This is a genomic window from Flavobacterium saccharophilum, from assembly GCF_900142735.1.
In the GTDB taxonomy this organism is placed as follows: domain Bacteria; phylum Bacteroidota; class Bacteroidia; order Flavobacteriales; family Flavobacteriaceae; genus Flavobacterium; species Flavobacterium saccharophilum.
The window spans coordinates 572,161-585,768 of the sequence record NZ_FRBY01000002.1 but is presented as its reverse complement, the minus strand read 5'-3'; the positions used below and the strand labels follow the sequence as shown (position 1 = coordinate 585,768).

General features: G+C 33.5%; 12 protein-coding genes. 9 read left to right on the top strand and 3 right to left on the bottom strand.

The window, feature by feature from the left end:
• Nucleotides 1-120: 120 nt before the first annotated feature.
• Nucleotides 121-1,161, top strand: a complete 1,041-nt coding sequence (locus BUA98_RS07985) for a GMP reductase (protein ID WP_072971075.1) — start codon at nt 121-123, stop codon at nt 1,159-1,161.
• Nucleotides 1,162-1,183: 22 nt separating this feature from the next.
• Nucleotides 1,184-1,684, top strand: a complete 501-nt coding sequence (locus BUA98_RS07980) for a GNAT family N-acetyltransferase (RefSeq protein WP_072971074.1) — start codon at nt 1,184-1,186, stop codon at nt 1,682-1,684.
• Nucleotides 1,685-1,734: 50 nt separating this feature from the next.
• On the opposite strand, the gene BUA98_RS07975 is transcribed toward BUA98_RS07980, so the two are convergent.
• On the bottom strand, nt 1,735-2,313 hold the full coding sequence (locus BUA98_RS07975) for a pentapeptide repeat-containing protein (protein ID WP_072971073.1): 579 nt from the start codon (nt 2,311-2,313) through the stop codon (nt 1,735-1,737).
• Nucleotides 2,314-2,507: 194 nt separating this feature from the next.
• Here BUA98_RS07975 and BUA98_RS07970 point away from each other — a divergent pair, with 194 nt between their 5' ends.
• The 5 genes from BUA98_RS07970 to BUA98_RS07950 all read left to right on the top strand — a co-directional run bounded on the left by BUA98_RS07970 (nt 2,508) and on the right by BUA98_RS07950 (nt 7,857).
• Nucleotides 2,508-3,779, top strand: a complete 1,272-nt coding sequence (locus tag BUA98_RS07970) for a BamA/TamA family outer membrane protein (RefSeq protein WP_072971072.1) — start codon at nt 2,508-2,510, stop codon at nt 3,777-3,779.
• A 203-nt stretch (nt 3,780-3,982) separates the two neighbouring features.
• A complete protein-coding gene (locus BUA98_RS07965; RefSeq protein WP_072971071.1) occupies nt 3,983-4,657 on the top strand; it encodes a response regulator transcription factor in 675 nt (224 codons plus the stop codon).
• A 1-nt stretch (nt 4,658) separates the two neighbouring features.
• Nucleotides 4,659-6,062: a sensor histidine kinase gene (locus BUA98_RS07960; RefSeq protein WP_072971070.1), complete on the top strand. Its 1,404-nt coding sequence runs from the start codon at nt 4,659-4,661 to the stop codon at nt 6,060-6,062.
• A gap of 77 nt (nt 6,063-6,139) precedes the next feature.
• Complete coding sequence (locus tag BUA98_RS07955) at nt 6,140-6,862, top strand: adenine nucleotide alpha hydrolase family protein (protein ID WP_072971069.1); 723 nt, start codon at nt 6,140-6,142, stop codon at nt 6,860-6,862.
• Between the two features lie 47 nt (nt 6,863-6,909).
• Nucleotides 6,910-7,857 carry a bestrophin family protein gene (locus BUA98_RS07950; RefSeq protein WP_072971068.1) on the top strand — a complete coding sequence of 316 codons (948 nt, stop codon included), beginning with the start codon at nt 6,910-6,912 and terminating at the stop codon, nt 7,855-7,857.
• Between the two features lie 61 nt (nt 7,858-7,918).
• Here BUA98_RS07950 and BUA98_RS07945 read toward each other — a convergent pair whose 3' ends face one another.
• The gene (locus tag BUA98_RS07945; protein WP_072971067.1) at nt 7,919-9,337 is read right to left on the bottom strand and encodes an aminotransferase-like domain-containing protein; all 1,419 of its coding nucleotides are present in this window, start codon (nt 9,335-9,337) and stop codon (nt 7,919-7,921) included.
• A 101-nt stretch (nt 9,338-9,438) separates the two neighbouring features.
• Between BUA98_RS07945 and BUA98_RS07940 the strand changes: the two genes are divergently transcribed.
• Together BUA98_RS07940 and BUA98_RS07935 are read left to right on the top strand one after the other, a co-directional pair.
• Nucleotides 9,439-10,356, top strand: coding sequence for an EamA family transporter (locus BUA98_RS07940; RefSeq protein ID WP_072971066.1), 918 nt, complete (start codon nt 9,439-9,441; stop codon nt 10,354-10,356).
• A gap of 143 nt (nt 10,357-10,499) precedes the next feature.
• Nucleotides 10,500-12,761, top strand: coding sequence for an acyl-CoA dehydrogenase family protein (locus BUA98_RS07935; protein ID WP_072971065.1), 2,262 nt, complete (start codon nt 10,500-10,502; stop codon nt 12,759-12,761).
• Between the two features lie 348 nt (nt 12,762-13,109).
• Here BUA98_RS07935 and BUA98_RS07930 read toward each other — a convergent pair whose 3' ends face one another.
• Nucleotides 13,110-13,454 (bottom strand): 5-carboxymethyl-2-hydroxymuconate Delta-isomerase, encoded by a 345-nt coding sequence (locus tag BUA98_RS07930; RefSeq protein WP_072971064.1) that lies wholly within the window; start codon nt 13,452-13,454, stop codon nt 13,110-13,112.
• Nucleotides 13,455-13,608: the final 154 nt, after the last annotated feature.

The following is a 13,608-nucleotide window of genomic DNA, read 5'->3' as shown; positions in this document are numbered from 1 at the left end:
GGAATTTTTAAATAATCTATAATCTACAATTGTTAATAACTGAATAATTAGTTTTCTATTGATTTTAAAGCCGTCATTTTCAAAAGTAATATCTTTGAGAGTAACAGAAAATTTAAAGCCATGAGAATAGAAACAGATTTGAAATTAGGATTTAAAGATGTAATGATTCGACCAAAAAGATCAACGCTTAAAAGCCGGTCTGAAGTCTCTCTCGAACGAAATTTTAAATTTTTACACAGTACCACAATCTGGACCGGAATTCCGATTATGGCTGCGAATATGGATACGGTTGGTACTTTTGAAATGGCAAAAGTTTTGGCCAAAGAAAAATTATTTACCGCTATTCATAAACACTATTCTCCGGAGGAATGGAATAATTTTCTTAAAGATGTAACTCCTGATTTTTACGATTTTATTGCCATAAGCACAGGAACTGGAAAAGATGATTTTGCTAAAATTGGGCAAGTTATTACAGCTAATCCATTACTCAAATTTATTTGCATAGATGTAGCAAACGGTTACTCCGAACATTTTGTTCAGTTTTTAAAACAAACCAGAAAACAATACCCTGATAAAGTCATTATTGCCGGAAACGTTGTAACTGGCGAAATGGTCGAAGAATTACTTTTGGCTGGCGCCGATATTGTAAAAGTCGGAATTGGTCCGGGTTCTGTTTGTACAACCCGCGTTAAAACGGGTGTTGGTTATCCACAGCTTTCGGCGATTATCGAATGTGCTGATGCTGCGCACGGCTTAGGCGGGCATATTATCAGTGATGGTGGCTGTTCTACTCCCGGAGATGTTGCAAAAGCTTTTGGCGCCGGATCCGATTTTGTGATGTTAGGCGGAATGTTAGCCGGACATACAGAGAGTGGAGGAGAACTGATTGAAGTTAACGGCGAAAAATTCAAACAATTTTATGGAATGAGCTCCACAACTGCTATGGACAAACATGTTGGCGGTGTAGCAGAATACAGAGCAAGCGAAGGTAAAACAGTGCAGGTTCCTTTTAAAGGAAAAGTGATCAATACAGTTTTGGATATTTTGGGAGGATTGCGAAGCGCGTGTACGTATGTGGGTGCGTCGCGATTGAAAGAACTTACTAAACGAACAACATTCATCCGCGTAAGCGAACAGGAAAATCAGGTTTTTACTAAATAATATTAAGCATTTTAAATACAGTATGATTACAATTTCAGAAGCAAAGATTAGTGATGTTAAACTAATTCAAAATATAGTACATATAACCTGGCCCATTACTTATGGCGAAATTCTATCAAAAGAGCAATTGGATTATATGTTAGATCTTTTTTATTCTGATAAAGCATTAACAGATCAGTACAATAAAAAAGAACAATTATTTTATATGATTTATGAAGATGAAGCTAATTTAGGCTTCATCGGAATAGAACATAATTACAGTGGCAAAACTGCAACCAAAATTCATAAAATATATCTTTTGCCAGAAACACAAGGGAAGGGAATTGGTAAAAAGGTTATTGATGAAATTGGAAAACTAGCTTTATATAATAATTCAACAGCGCTAATTTTAAATGTAAACCGATTTAATACGGCTTTAGGTTTTTATAAAAAAATAGGTTTTGAAGTTGTCGATGAAGTTAATATTGATATTGGAAAAGGATATTTGATGGAAGATTATGTGATGGAGAAAAAATTGAATTAATTATCAAGTATAAATAAAGAAGCCAGTTCTACGCTGGCTTTTTTATTTCATTAGCTCACAATCACATCATGCTTAAATAACAATCCTTTCACTTCCTTCAAATCAAAAACAGCTTTCTTAAGTTTCGTTTTTGATGGATCGATGGTATAATTGTAACTTGTTTTAAAATCGGCTTTGTTGGCGATGGCTTTATCAAATTCAGATCGGTATAAATCGCAATTATCAAAAAGAACACTTGTAAGATCTGTGGCCATAAAATCGACCGCAATCAGGCTGCAATTGGTAAAAGTTGTTCCTTTTATTTTTAAAGTATAAAACTTCGAAAAATCCAGAACGCAATCATAAAAATGAATTTCAAAAATCAATTTATCGCACATTGCAAAATTTACTTCTTTGATTTCACAACGATTAAAAGTGGCTGTTCTAAAAGCCACATAATTGATTTTAGCTTCATTAAAAATGCAGTCATTAAAAACACAATCAATAAAAGTAACAGCTAAAAAAGTGCAGGCAGAAAAGTTACAATTATTAAAAACACAGCATTCAAAATCCTTGAAATTGGCTTCATCTCTACCATAAATGATGGAATTGTATTCTTTATCAAGAAAATATTCAGCCTCTTTTTTCAATGTTGTTTTTTGATGATTATTTGAGAGTGAAAAGATACTGATTACCCTAATAATTGACGCATTTTGAATCCTAAATTTTTAAAATGTTATGAGCATTATCCTTTTAATTTAAAGGAATATTCGTGTAAAATGTTGAAAATAAGACTTATATTTACAATAAGATTGAATCATTATTTCAAAAAATAAACTTTCAGATGGTAAAATTTTTAAAAAATAATTGCTTTCAGAAGAAATATAAAATCTTAGTGTTATTGTTTTTTATACATTTTGCATCAATCGCTCAAAATGATTCCATTAATCCAGAAATTTGTCCTCCTAAAACAATATTAGAAATTTTTAAAAAGAAAGATTCTGTTTATGTTGTTAAACCAATAAAAAATAGCTTCTTCTTAATCATTCCGGCCATTGGTTCTCAACCGGCGACGGGATTCTTTTATGGAGCCGTAGCGCAATATACTTTCAAGGGAAAAGAAAAAGCCGATAAATATTCAATTGCCAATGTTGGAATAACCTACACCACAAAAAAGCAATGGCTGGTAAATATCAAAAACAATATTTTATTAAAAAACAATAAGATCTTCTTAAGTGGTGATTATCGTTTATATATATTTTCACAACCCAATTATGGGTTAGGAACCAATATCATTCCGCCCGCCAGGGACAAGGAACCTGGCTTCAGTATAGATTCGATTGCACAAGCTATGGATTATAATTATTTTAAATTTCACCAGACGGCTTCTTTTGAAGTTAAAAAGAATTTTTATGTTGGTGGCGGTATCAATATCGACTGGTATTCAAGTATCGTAGATAAAGAATTAGATTTGGCAAACGGAAAAACTACTTACCATTATGAATATAGTCAAAAGTACGGGTTTAATAATCTGGAGTATTTTTTGACAGGAGTAAGCCTTAATTTAGTATATGACTCCAGAGATAATCAGGTTAATGCAACTCGTGGATGGTTTGCGAACTTAAATTATCGTATTAATCCGGTATTGTTTAAAAATCAGGATAATAGCAATGTGGTTTTTGCAGAATATCGCAATTTTATTCCGCTTTCTAAAAAAAATGAACGTTATATCCTGGCTCTTTGGACCTATGGGCAATTTGTAACCAGCGGAAAAGTTCCTTATTTAAATTTACCTGCCATCGGTTGGGATCAGCGTAGTAGAAGTGGAGAAGGGTATACGCAGGGATTATTCAGAGGAACAAACTTAGTTTATCTGGCCAGCGAATTCAGGTTTCCAATTACTTGCAATCAAATGTTCAGCGGCGTTGTATTTACGAATTTTGTAACTACAAGCAATCCGGAAACTAATACCAAACTTTTTCATTCCGTTCAGCCTGCTGCAGGTGTAGGTTTGCGTATTTTAATAGATAAAGCAACCCGGACCAATTTGATTGTTGATCAGGCATGGGGAAATAGTTCTAAAGGATTCTATTTAAATGCAGGAGAAACTTTCTAAAACAATTTCAATGGATTTTATTTGAATGAGGAAGAAAAATTCTAGACCTAATTTAAGATAGCAAGATTCGAAATCTACATTCTGAAATCTAAAATCTAAAATTCTCTTCGTTCAACTGTTCATAATTAAATCATAATTTATAAGGATTGAGTTTTAGATTTTTAAACTCAATCCTTATTTTTGTTACTAATACAATTATTCAAATGAAATTACTCATAGTCGAAGACGAACCAAATCTCTTATCTATTTTACGTAAAGGATTCGCTGAAAACAACAATGATGTCAGTGTTGCTCTTGATGGTAAAACGGCTTTGGAAATGATTCAGAATTATACTTTTGATGTGGTAATTTTAGATGTAATGTTACCGGATATAAATGGTATTGAAATTTGCAGAAGATTGCGAGCCGACAAAAATTTTGTCCCGGTTTTACTATTGACAGCACTTGGAACCTCTGAAAACATTGTTACGGGATTAAATGCCGGCGCAGATGATTATGTGGTGAAACCTTTTAAATTTGGCGAACTCGATGCAAGAGTAAATGCACTTAATCGAAGAGCAAACCAGGAAACTGAAAAAGTAGATTCTATTTTAATCAGTGATTTGGAAATTAATAGTAAATCTAAAACAGTTAAAAGAAACGGAGAATCAATTGTTTTAACTGCCAAAGAGTTTAAGTTACTCTATTATTTAGCTAAAAACACCGGCAGAATTGTATCGCGAGATCAGATTTTAGATAATGTTTGGGACATTAATTTTGATATGAATACCAATGTTGTTGATGTTTATATCAACTATCTGAGAAAAAAAATAGACAAACCTTACAAAACCAAACTAATTCATACCATGAAAGGTTTAGGTTACGTTATACAGCCATAAAATGGATATAAGAAAAAAAATTACTTTTACTTATGTTGCTCTTTCTACTTTTAGTACACTGTTATTGTGTATTTTAGTTTTTGTATTGTTTCGTGAGAATAATCGATATCATTTCTTGAAAAGATTAGAAGACAGAGCTAAAATTGTAGCTTCAATTCATTTTCAAAATGATCCTGAAAAGAAGAAATACTATAGCAATCTTAAAAAAAATGGACTGGAAGAACTTATTGAAGAAGAAGAGTATGTTCTTAAAATAAACAGCGCCAATAGTTTTGATTATAATACCAAACTAAATTTACCTAATAAGTTTTATTCCAATATATTGGAAACCGGAAAAGACTATTTTGAAGTAAATAGTAAATATTACTTAGGTCAGGTTTTTACAGAAAACAATCAAAAATATATTGTGATTGTTGGCGCGCGCGATAAAAGAGGAAAAACTACGACTGTATATATTGTAAAAATACTGTTGTTTGGGGGAATTGGTTTTGTTTTTCTGGCTTTCTTTTTAGGGCGTTTTCTAGCTAAACGAGTTATTAATCCTGTTGCGAGAATTACAAAAGAGGTAAACAGAATTAGTGCTTCTAATCTTCATAACAGATTGCCCGAGGTTAAAAATTCTGATGAAATCTCAGATCTTACACATACTTTTAATGATATGCTGGACCGATTGGAAACTTCTTTTGAAATTCAGGCGAACTTTATTAATAATGCTTCCCACGAATTAAAAACACCTATCACCACTATAATTGCCGAGTCTGAAATTATGCTTTTGAAAGAAAGAGCAGTTCCGGAATATATTCAGTCGCTTGAAAATATTTACAGTCAGGCCTCAAGATTAGGAAATTTAACGGAAAGTTTGTTGAAATTAACGCAAACCGGTTATGACGGAAAAAAACAAGTTTTGGATATTGCCAGAATTGATGAGTTATTAATGGATGTAAAATCGGATTTGGATAAAATTTATCCGGATAACCGCGTTAGCATCAAACTTAATTTTGCTCCTACAGATTCTAATCTACTTTTAATTCCGTGTAACAAACCGCTTTTAGAATTGGCGATCAATAATATTATTACAAACGGAGTTAAATATTCTGATAATAATGAAGTGTTTGTAACGCTTTCTGCTAATAAAGACTGGATTAAAATTAGTATTAATGATATCGGAATCGGAATACCACCCGAAGATATCCCACATTTGTATGAGCCTTTCTTTAGAGGGAAAATTGCAGCAAAATATATAGGGTACGGTTTAGGGCTTCCTTTAGCTTCTAAGATTATCCGCATGCACGATGGCGAAATACAAGTCCAGTCAGAACAAAACAAAGGAACGATTGTAACCATCATTTTTAAAAAAGACAGTACAAAAAAAGCCAACATTAGAAAATCTAATGTTGAATCTTAGGAAATTCTAATTTTAGATTAAGAACCCTCTAATATACGAGTAGTTATTTTGTATGTATAAACTAAACGATTATACATATGAAAAATTTCCTTATACCAACGACCTTAGAAGAAGATACTATCAGCGCTGTAAAATCAGCTGTTAATCAGGCAAAAAATACCAATTGCGAGATTATTCTAATGATGGTTTCAGATACTCCTGATACTTTTTCGTCTTCTCAATTTTTGCGTGAAATGAGAGTTAGTCTTACTCCAAGTCAGGAACTAGTTCTTGAAACTTGCAGATATATTATCGAACATACTGCAAACTGCAAAATAAAAATTCACAATCAATACGGACTTTCTGCCCCAATTTTTAAAGGAATTATTGAAGCTTTTGATGTGAAATTAGTTGTTCTGCCCAATTCTTATAAACAAGAAACAAAACGAATTCATCAATATCTGATACAATTGGCAGGAAATCAAAAATGCCCGATTTTGCATTTAGGAAACGAAGAATTCAAAGAAGATTTTAATAAAGCACTTTACATTGAAAACGGTAATGCTAATATGCATGTTAAAGATGTTCAGCAGTACTTAAGTGCCAATTTCTCTTTTGAAATTGTTAGCCAAACTTCAAAATTTGATGATAACTACGAAGAATTTGCTCCTTATTTATCAGAAGCCATTTCAAAATACGATATCGATTTGTTAGTTGAAACACGTAAAGGCGAAAAAATCAAGTTCAAAAAAAATAAAAAAGAAAATATCAACGATAGATTAGGACTTCCTGTTTTATCACTCTACGAAGAAATGGCATAAAGCTCATTCCTTCAAAAAAAATATAAGTTTAATTAAAAGCCGAAAATATGTTATTAAAGAAAAGAATTCCAATGAGGTACGTTCTCGGAAAGATTAAAGTAGAATTAGCACTGGTAATTACATACACAATATTATTCGAAATTTTTCATTACTATTTTATAAACCTGCCAGTTGATATCCCAATTGCTATTCCAACCATGATTGGAACCATTATATCCTTGTTATTAGCATTTAAATCAAATCAGGCCTATGACAGATGGTGGGAAGCCCGTATTGTCTGGGGAGCAATTGTAAACGATTCAAGAACCTTAATTCGTCAGGTATTGACATTTTACAAAGACCCTGATTTTTCTGTCGAAGCAAGTGAATTCAAAGAAAATTTTGCAAAAAGACAGATTGCATGGTGTTATAGTTTGGGTCAGGCACTTCGAAATAAAGATGCTATAAAACCTCTAAAAGGTTTGGTAAGTGATGAAGAATTGCAATTTATTAAAAACCATCAAAATATTCCAAATGCAATTTTAATGCTGCATGCAAGAGATTTAAGAAATGCTAAAAACGAGAAAAGCATTAATATGTATCAGCAAGTAGAAATTGATAATACTTTATCGAGATTATGTGATCACATGGGGAAATGTGAAAGAATTAAAAACACCATTTTTCCAACGACATACAGTATGTATATCAGATTAACATTATGTCTGTTTATTTTATTGTTGCCTTTCGGATTGACTAGCGTATTGAGCTGGTTCGCTATTCCGCTGATTACAGCAATTGCTGCCGCTTTCTTTTTGATTGAAAGAATGGCAATTCACTTGCAGGATCCTTTCGAGAATAGGCCAACAGATACTCCTGTTACCGCTATTGCTAATACAATAGAAAAAAATATAATGCAAATGCTGAATGAATATCAAAGTGAATTTGATATTATTAAAGAGTTTGATCTTAAGCCGGAAACAAAAAAAGTGGAAGCCGACGCTTATTTTGTTCTGTAGTTAGATGTTGGATTTTGATTTGTTAAAACCAGACAACGTAATTGTTGTCTGGTTTTCTATTTTAATAATGCAGTAGTCTTCCTAATGTTTTGATTGATTCTCGCAGTTCATTTGTCCAGGGCAAACCAAAACTTAGGCGCATACAATTGGAGAATTGATCCTGAAAAGAGAAAATTCTTCCTGGCGCAATGCTAATGTTGTGTTTCATAGCTAAATGATAAAAAGCTGCCGTATCAACATTCTTATCCAGTTCTATCCAAAGAAAAAATCCACCTTGTGGCTGACTTACTTTAGTTCCGGCTGGGAAAGATTCAAGAACCGTATTAATATAGTTATTACAGTTGTGATTCAGGATCTGACGAATTTTTCGAAGATGATTTTCGTAACGCCCGTTTTTCAGAAAATCACCCACAACTTCATGTGTAATAGTAGGAGAGGAGAGGGTATGATAAATTTTATTTCTAAGAATTTCCTTTTTGAATTTCCCCGGCGAAACCCAACCTACACGATAACCCGGAGCCAGCGTTTTAGACACGGAACTACAGCAAAGTACAATACCGCTCTCGTCATACGTTTTGCAATTGGTTGGTCGGCTTGAGCCAAAATATAAATCGCCGTGAATATCATCTTCAATTAACGGAACATTATAAAATTCCATCAACTTAACCACTTCTATTTTATGTTCAACCGGCATCATACTTCCGGACGGATTGCTGAAATTACTCATCAACAAACATAGCTTTATCTTTTTTGTTGCAAGTGCCTTTTTTAAAGCTTCGAGTTCAATTCCGGTAGTCATATTTGTCGGCAATTCCATTATATATAAACCTAATGACTTAGCCAATTGCAAAATCCCAAAATAAGCGGGGCTTTCTGTAATAATAGTATCTCCGGGTTTGGTCAGCGTCATCAAACAATGCGATATCGCACTTGTGCAGCCTGGAGTGGTAATAATGTCATGTTCTGTTAATGAACCGCCCCAGGTAAAAGACCAACGCGCGATTTCTTTTCTCAAATTAAGATTTCCCTGCACCTGTTCATAGCTTGTTCCGCTATTTGGAAGCTGACGCGTCGCCTGAATAATCCCTTTATTTAATTTAGCAATTGGAAGGAGTTCATTCGATGGAAAACCCAAAGAAAGCATCGTAATATTGTTATCCATCATATTACCATAAACCTGATCAATCAAATCTTCACGATCAATATTCAGGCATTTTAAAACGGGACTACTTGGAGAAGGTTCTGTAATAATCCTCGCCGAAGTATTACTAACATAATAACCGGATTGCGGCCTTGATTCAATCAGAGATCTGCTTTCCACTTCATAATAAGCTTTACTCACCGTGCTCATACTGTAACCTGTTTCGGCACAAACTTCACGTATTGAAGGAAGCTTATCGCCAACATTCAAAACGCCCGATTTTATTTGCTTTTCGATGCGATCAGCAAACTGAAGATATAAGTAATTCGAATTTCTCATAAAAAAAAACTGTTATGGTGCAATTTACAAAAACTGTATCTGTATTGCTGTTTTATTTTTAAGAAATTTGCTTTAATAGAAAACTAATCAAATTAATCATCGTGAAAACAACCAAATATTACATAGCAGCCATTACTTGTTTTGCAATCTGGGGATTTTTTAGTCTCGCTCTAAAGCCTATACATAACTATCCTTCTTTAGATATTTTATTTTACCGCGTCTTTAGTTGTAGTATTTTGATGTTGTTAATTGTTTTTGCTTTTAAGAGAAAAAAAGTAGTAGAAACGGTTTCAATTTTTAAAGCATTATCAGCTTCAGAAAAACGAAAAGCGGTTTTATTGAATATTGGCGGAAGTGTTTTTCTGATGTTAAACTGGTTCACGTTTATTTATGTGATGAATCATGTAAGTGTAAAAGCAACTTCGCTGGCCTATTTAGTTTGCCCAATTTTGACCACTTTATTGGCTTATTTTCTTTTAAAAGAAAAGCTTAGTAAAACCCAATGGATTTCTGTTGGATTGAGTGTTTCCGGTTGTTTATTATTGTCGTACACGGCAATTATGGATATGTTTTTCAGTATCATTATTGGTTTTACATATGCTTGTTATTTGGTAAGTCAGCGTATCAATAAAGGTTTTGATAAGTTTATTATTCTAACGTTTCATATTACATTGGCTGCCTTATTTTTATTGCCTTTTTATCCGGCATACAGCGGACCTGTTCCAACCGAATTTAAGTTTTATTTCTGTATCGAAACCATTGCCATTTTGTTTACCATATTTCCTTTGTTCCTGAACCTGTATGCATTATCAGGTATAAATTCATCAACAGTCGGAATGCTTTTAAACATCAATCCTATGATTGCTTTTTGTTTAGCAAGTTTTGTTTTTCACGAACACATTAGTGCTTTGCAAATTGCAGCTTACAGCATCATTTTTATAGCGGTTATCGTTTTTAATTCACACCATATTTTTGCGTTAAAACAAAAATATACCCTGTCGTCTAAAGATTCTATTTAAATGTAATTTGCATACTTTTTATTGGTTTAAAAATAAATTACCAGAATCTTAACAGGGTTTTAAAGCAGGAATGAGTATTTTCATTCCTGCTTTTTTTATGAGCAATATTTATAATGCTATTCTTAAAACCGATTCTATATTTTATGAAAAATACCAAACTCCAAGCCTTTATACCGTTAGTCTATTTAGTGTGGTCAGATGATTTGTTAACTCAAAAAGAATTTGCCACAATTCAGCAGTTTATCAATGATTTAGTGTGGCTTTCGCCCGAAGAAAAACAACAATTGCTTTCTAAAGTTGATATTTCAAATCCGCCTTCGCGAAATGAACTCGCACAATGGAAACTGGATATAGAGAAAAGCATTCAGGATAAAGCATCTATTAAATCTATTTTTGATATTGCCGAGGCGCTTTCTGAAAAAGACTTAGATATTTCAACAGTAAAACCGGAGTTTATAAAGCTTGAAAATGATCTTGGAATTTTAGGCGAAGAAGTAATTCAGAACTTTAAAACTAAAGCCAGTTCGTTTACAGCCAATTCTCAAACGACTTCTAATTTTGATATTCAGAAAATAACACAACTTCTGGATGGGAAAGAAGCCGCCATTATCAAAAAAGTAAAATCGGTAATTTCAAGACCTGAATTCGCTTATGAAACTTCAACTGATATTAATGTTTACCGCCAAACCGTTTACAATTGGTGTAAAATTTTAGCCGAAGAAAACCTCGGAAATATGGCTTATCCGAAGGAATATGGCGGTGGAGAAAACATAGCCGATTATTTTGCTATTATGGAGACTTTGAGTTATCATGACTTGAGTTTAGTGATAAAATTTGGCGTTCAGTTTGGTCTTTGGGGAATGAGTGTTCAATCCCTCGGAACCGAGAAACATTATGCCAAATACTTAAAAGATATTGGTTCGTTGAAAATTCCGGGTTGTTTTGCAATGACCGAAACGCATCACGGATCAAACGTAAAAGGATTAGAAACTACTGCAACTTACAATCATAATGAGCAGACTTTTACTATTAATACGCCATACAAAAATGCACAGAAGGAATATATTGGCAACGCTGCCGTTCATGGGCAAATGGCAACCGTTTTCGCCAAATTAATTATTGACGATCACGATTATGGCGTAAACGCTTTTGTGGTTCCGTTGCGTGATACAAACGGAAATACCTTAAATGGCATTACAATTGGTGATTGTGGACATAAAATGGGTTTAAATGGCGTAGACAACGGAACAATTTCATTTGATAATGTGGTTATTCCGAAGGAAAATATGCTGGATCGTTTTGCTTCTGTCAATGAGAAAGGAGAATTTGAAAGCCCAATCCCAAGTGATAACAGACGATTCTTTACTATGCTCGGAACTTTGGTTGGAGGCCGAATCGGGATTCCGCGTTCAGCATTGGCGGCAGCCAAATCAGGATTAACAATTGCCATTCGATACAGCGATCAAAGAAGACAATTCGGTCCCGAAGGTGGTTCTGAAGTACCCATTTTAAATTACAGAATGCACCAACGTCGCTTAATTCCACCCTTAGCAAAAACATACGCCGTTCATTTTGCTTTGCAATATCTGACTAAAAGATTTTTGAATAAAACGGAAGATGAAATGCAGGAAATCGAGGCCTTGGCTGCCGGAATGAAATCGTATTCTACCTGGAGCACCAGAGATATTTTGCAGGAATGCCGTGAGGCTTGTGGCGGAAAAGGATACTTATCTGAAAACCGAATTGATGATTTAAAAAACGACACCGAAATTTATACCACTTTTGAAGGTGATAATACTGTTTTGATGCAGTTAGTCGCCAAAAATCGTTTATCAGAATTCAGAAAAGCATTTGGAGAAATGGGTTCTTTGGGAATTATCAATTATGTCTATGAAAATGCCAAAGTAGCTATTACCGAAAAAAATCCGATAGCAACCCGCAGAACAGATGATGAGCATTTACTAGATGATCAATTTCATTTGCAGGCATTTATTCACAGAGAAAAAACAATTTTAGCCTCCGCAGCACAGCGTATCAAAAAATTGGTTGATAATGGTTTAGAACCTTATGATGCTTTTAATGTCGTCCAACATCAAATGATCGATGTTGCACAGGCTTATCTGGAAAGAGTCGTTCTGGAACAATTTCAGGCCGCGATTAAAACGGTTGAAGATGAAAAATCAAAAGCAGTATTGACGAAACTAAATCAATTATACGCGCTTTCGCAGTTAGAAAAAAACAAAGGCTGGTATCTTGAAGATGGTTATATGGAAGCAGTGAAAACCAAAGCAATCCGTAAAATGGTTAATCAGCTTTGTTGGGATATTCGCCCCGATGCAGTTGCACTGGTAAATGCTTTTGATATACCGGAAAGTTGTCTGGCTGCACCAATTGCTGTTAATTGAGAATATAGAGTAAAGAGTAAAGAGTAAAGAGTAAAGAGTAAAGAGTAAAGAGTAAAGAGTAAAGAGTAAAGAGTAAAGAGTAAAGAGTAAAGAGTAAAGATTGTAGAATAAAGAAAATAGATCTTGGCTTTGTCAAAGTTTTAAACTGTGACAAAGCTTTTTTATTCGCATTTTTGTCATCCCGAGGAACGAAGGATCACACTAGAAATTCGATAAAGTTTGGCAAATTACTCTGTGGAATTTCTAGTGGGGTTCTTCCTCCGTCAGGATGACAATATTGGGGTTATTAGGCTTTAATTTTTTATAACAACGAAAGAATGATATAAATTTTATTATATCATATAAGCCTTAAATCATCGTTTTATTAAAATAACTCGCCTTCTCAAAATCTTTAATATTAATTGAAATCACTGGGACTTCAGAGAGTATTTCATTCAATTTTGTTACAATCGCCTTTGATAATTTTGCTTTTTGATCCGCATTTCGGCCTTCCATAATATATCCGAATACATGAATGAAATCATCCAACGTATTTCCGTTATTATAGTTAGAAAATGGATTGATGCGGACTTTAATTTCAGAAGCAATAAAAAGATCGGTTGATAAAGCGGCGTTAAAAACTTCTTGTATTATTTCTTCAGCCGATTTTAATCGGATTACGTTTTCGGAACAATCAATTACAAAATGTGGCATGACTATGTAGTTTTAATTAAGGTAAATGTTGTGCTAACAAAATTATAAAAACATTGTGGTGATTTCTTTAAAATAGAATTTTTATAAGGCACTTTTTCTCAATCTTTTATTATGAATTTTGAGATTTTGAAGAAATTGGGCCAAAATAAATAAA

Coding starts and splice junctions, on each gene's coding strand:
- BUA98_RS07985 (WP_072971075.1), top strand. CDS start 121: ATGAGAATAGAAACAGATTTGAAATTAGGATTTAAAGATGTAATGATT.
- BUA98_RS07980 (WP_072971074.1), top strand. CDS start 1,184: ATGATTACAATTTCAGAAGCAAAGATTAGTGATGTTAAACTAATTCAA.
- BUA98_RS07970 (WP_072971072.1), top strand. CDS start 2,508: ATGGTAAAATTTTTAAAAAATAATTGCTTTCAGAAGAAATATAAAATC.
- BUA98_RS07965 (WP_072971071.1), top strand. CDS start 3,983: ATGAAATTACTCATAGTCGAAGACGAACCAAATCTCTTATCTATTTTA.
- BUA98_RS07960 (WP_072971070.1), top strand. CDS start 4,659: ATGGATATAAGAAAAAAAATTACTTTTACTTATGTTGCTCTTTCTACT.
- BUA98_RS07955 (WP_072971069.1), top strand. CDS start 6,140: ATGAAAAATTTCCTTATACCAACGACCTTAGAAGAAGATACTATCAGC.
- BUA98_RS07950 (WP_072971068.1), top strand. CDS start 6,910: ATGTTATTAAAGAAAAGAATTCCAATGAGGTACGTTCTCGGAAAGATT.
- BUA98_RS07945 (WP_072971067.1), bottom strand. CDS start 9,337: ATGAGAAATTCGAATTACTTATATCTTCAGTTTGCTGATCGCATCGAA.
- BUA98_RS07935 (WP_072971065.1), top strand. CDS start 10,500: ATGAAAAATACCAAACTCCAAGCCTTTATACCGTTAGTCTATTTAGTG.
- BUA98_RS07930 (WP_072971064.1), bottom strand. CDS start 13,454: ATGCCACATTTTGTAATTGATTGTTCCGAAAACGTAATCCGATTAAAA.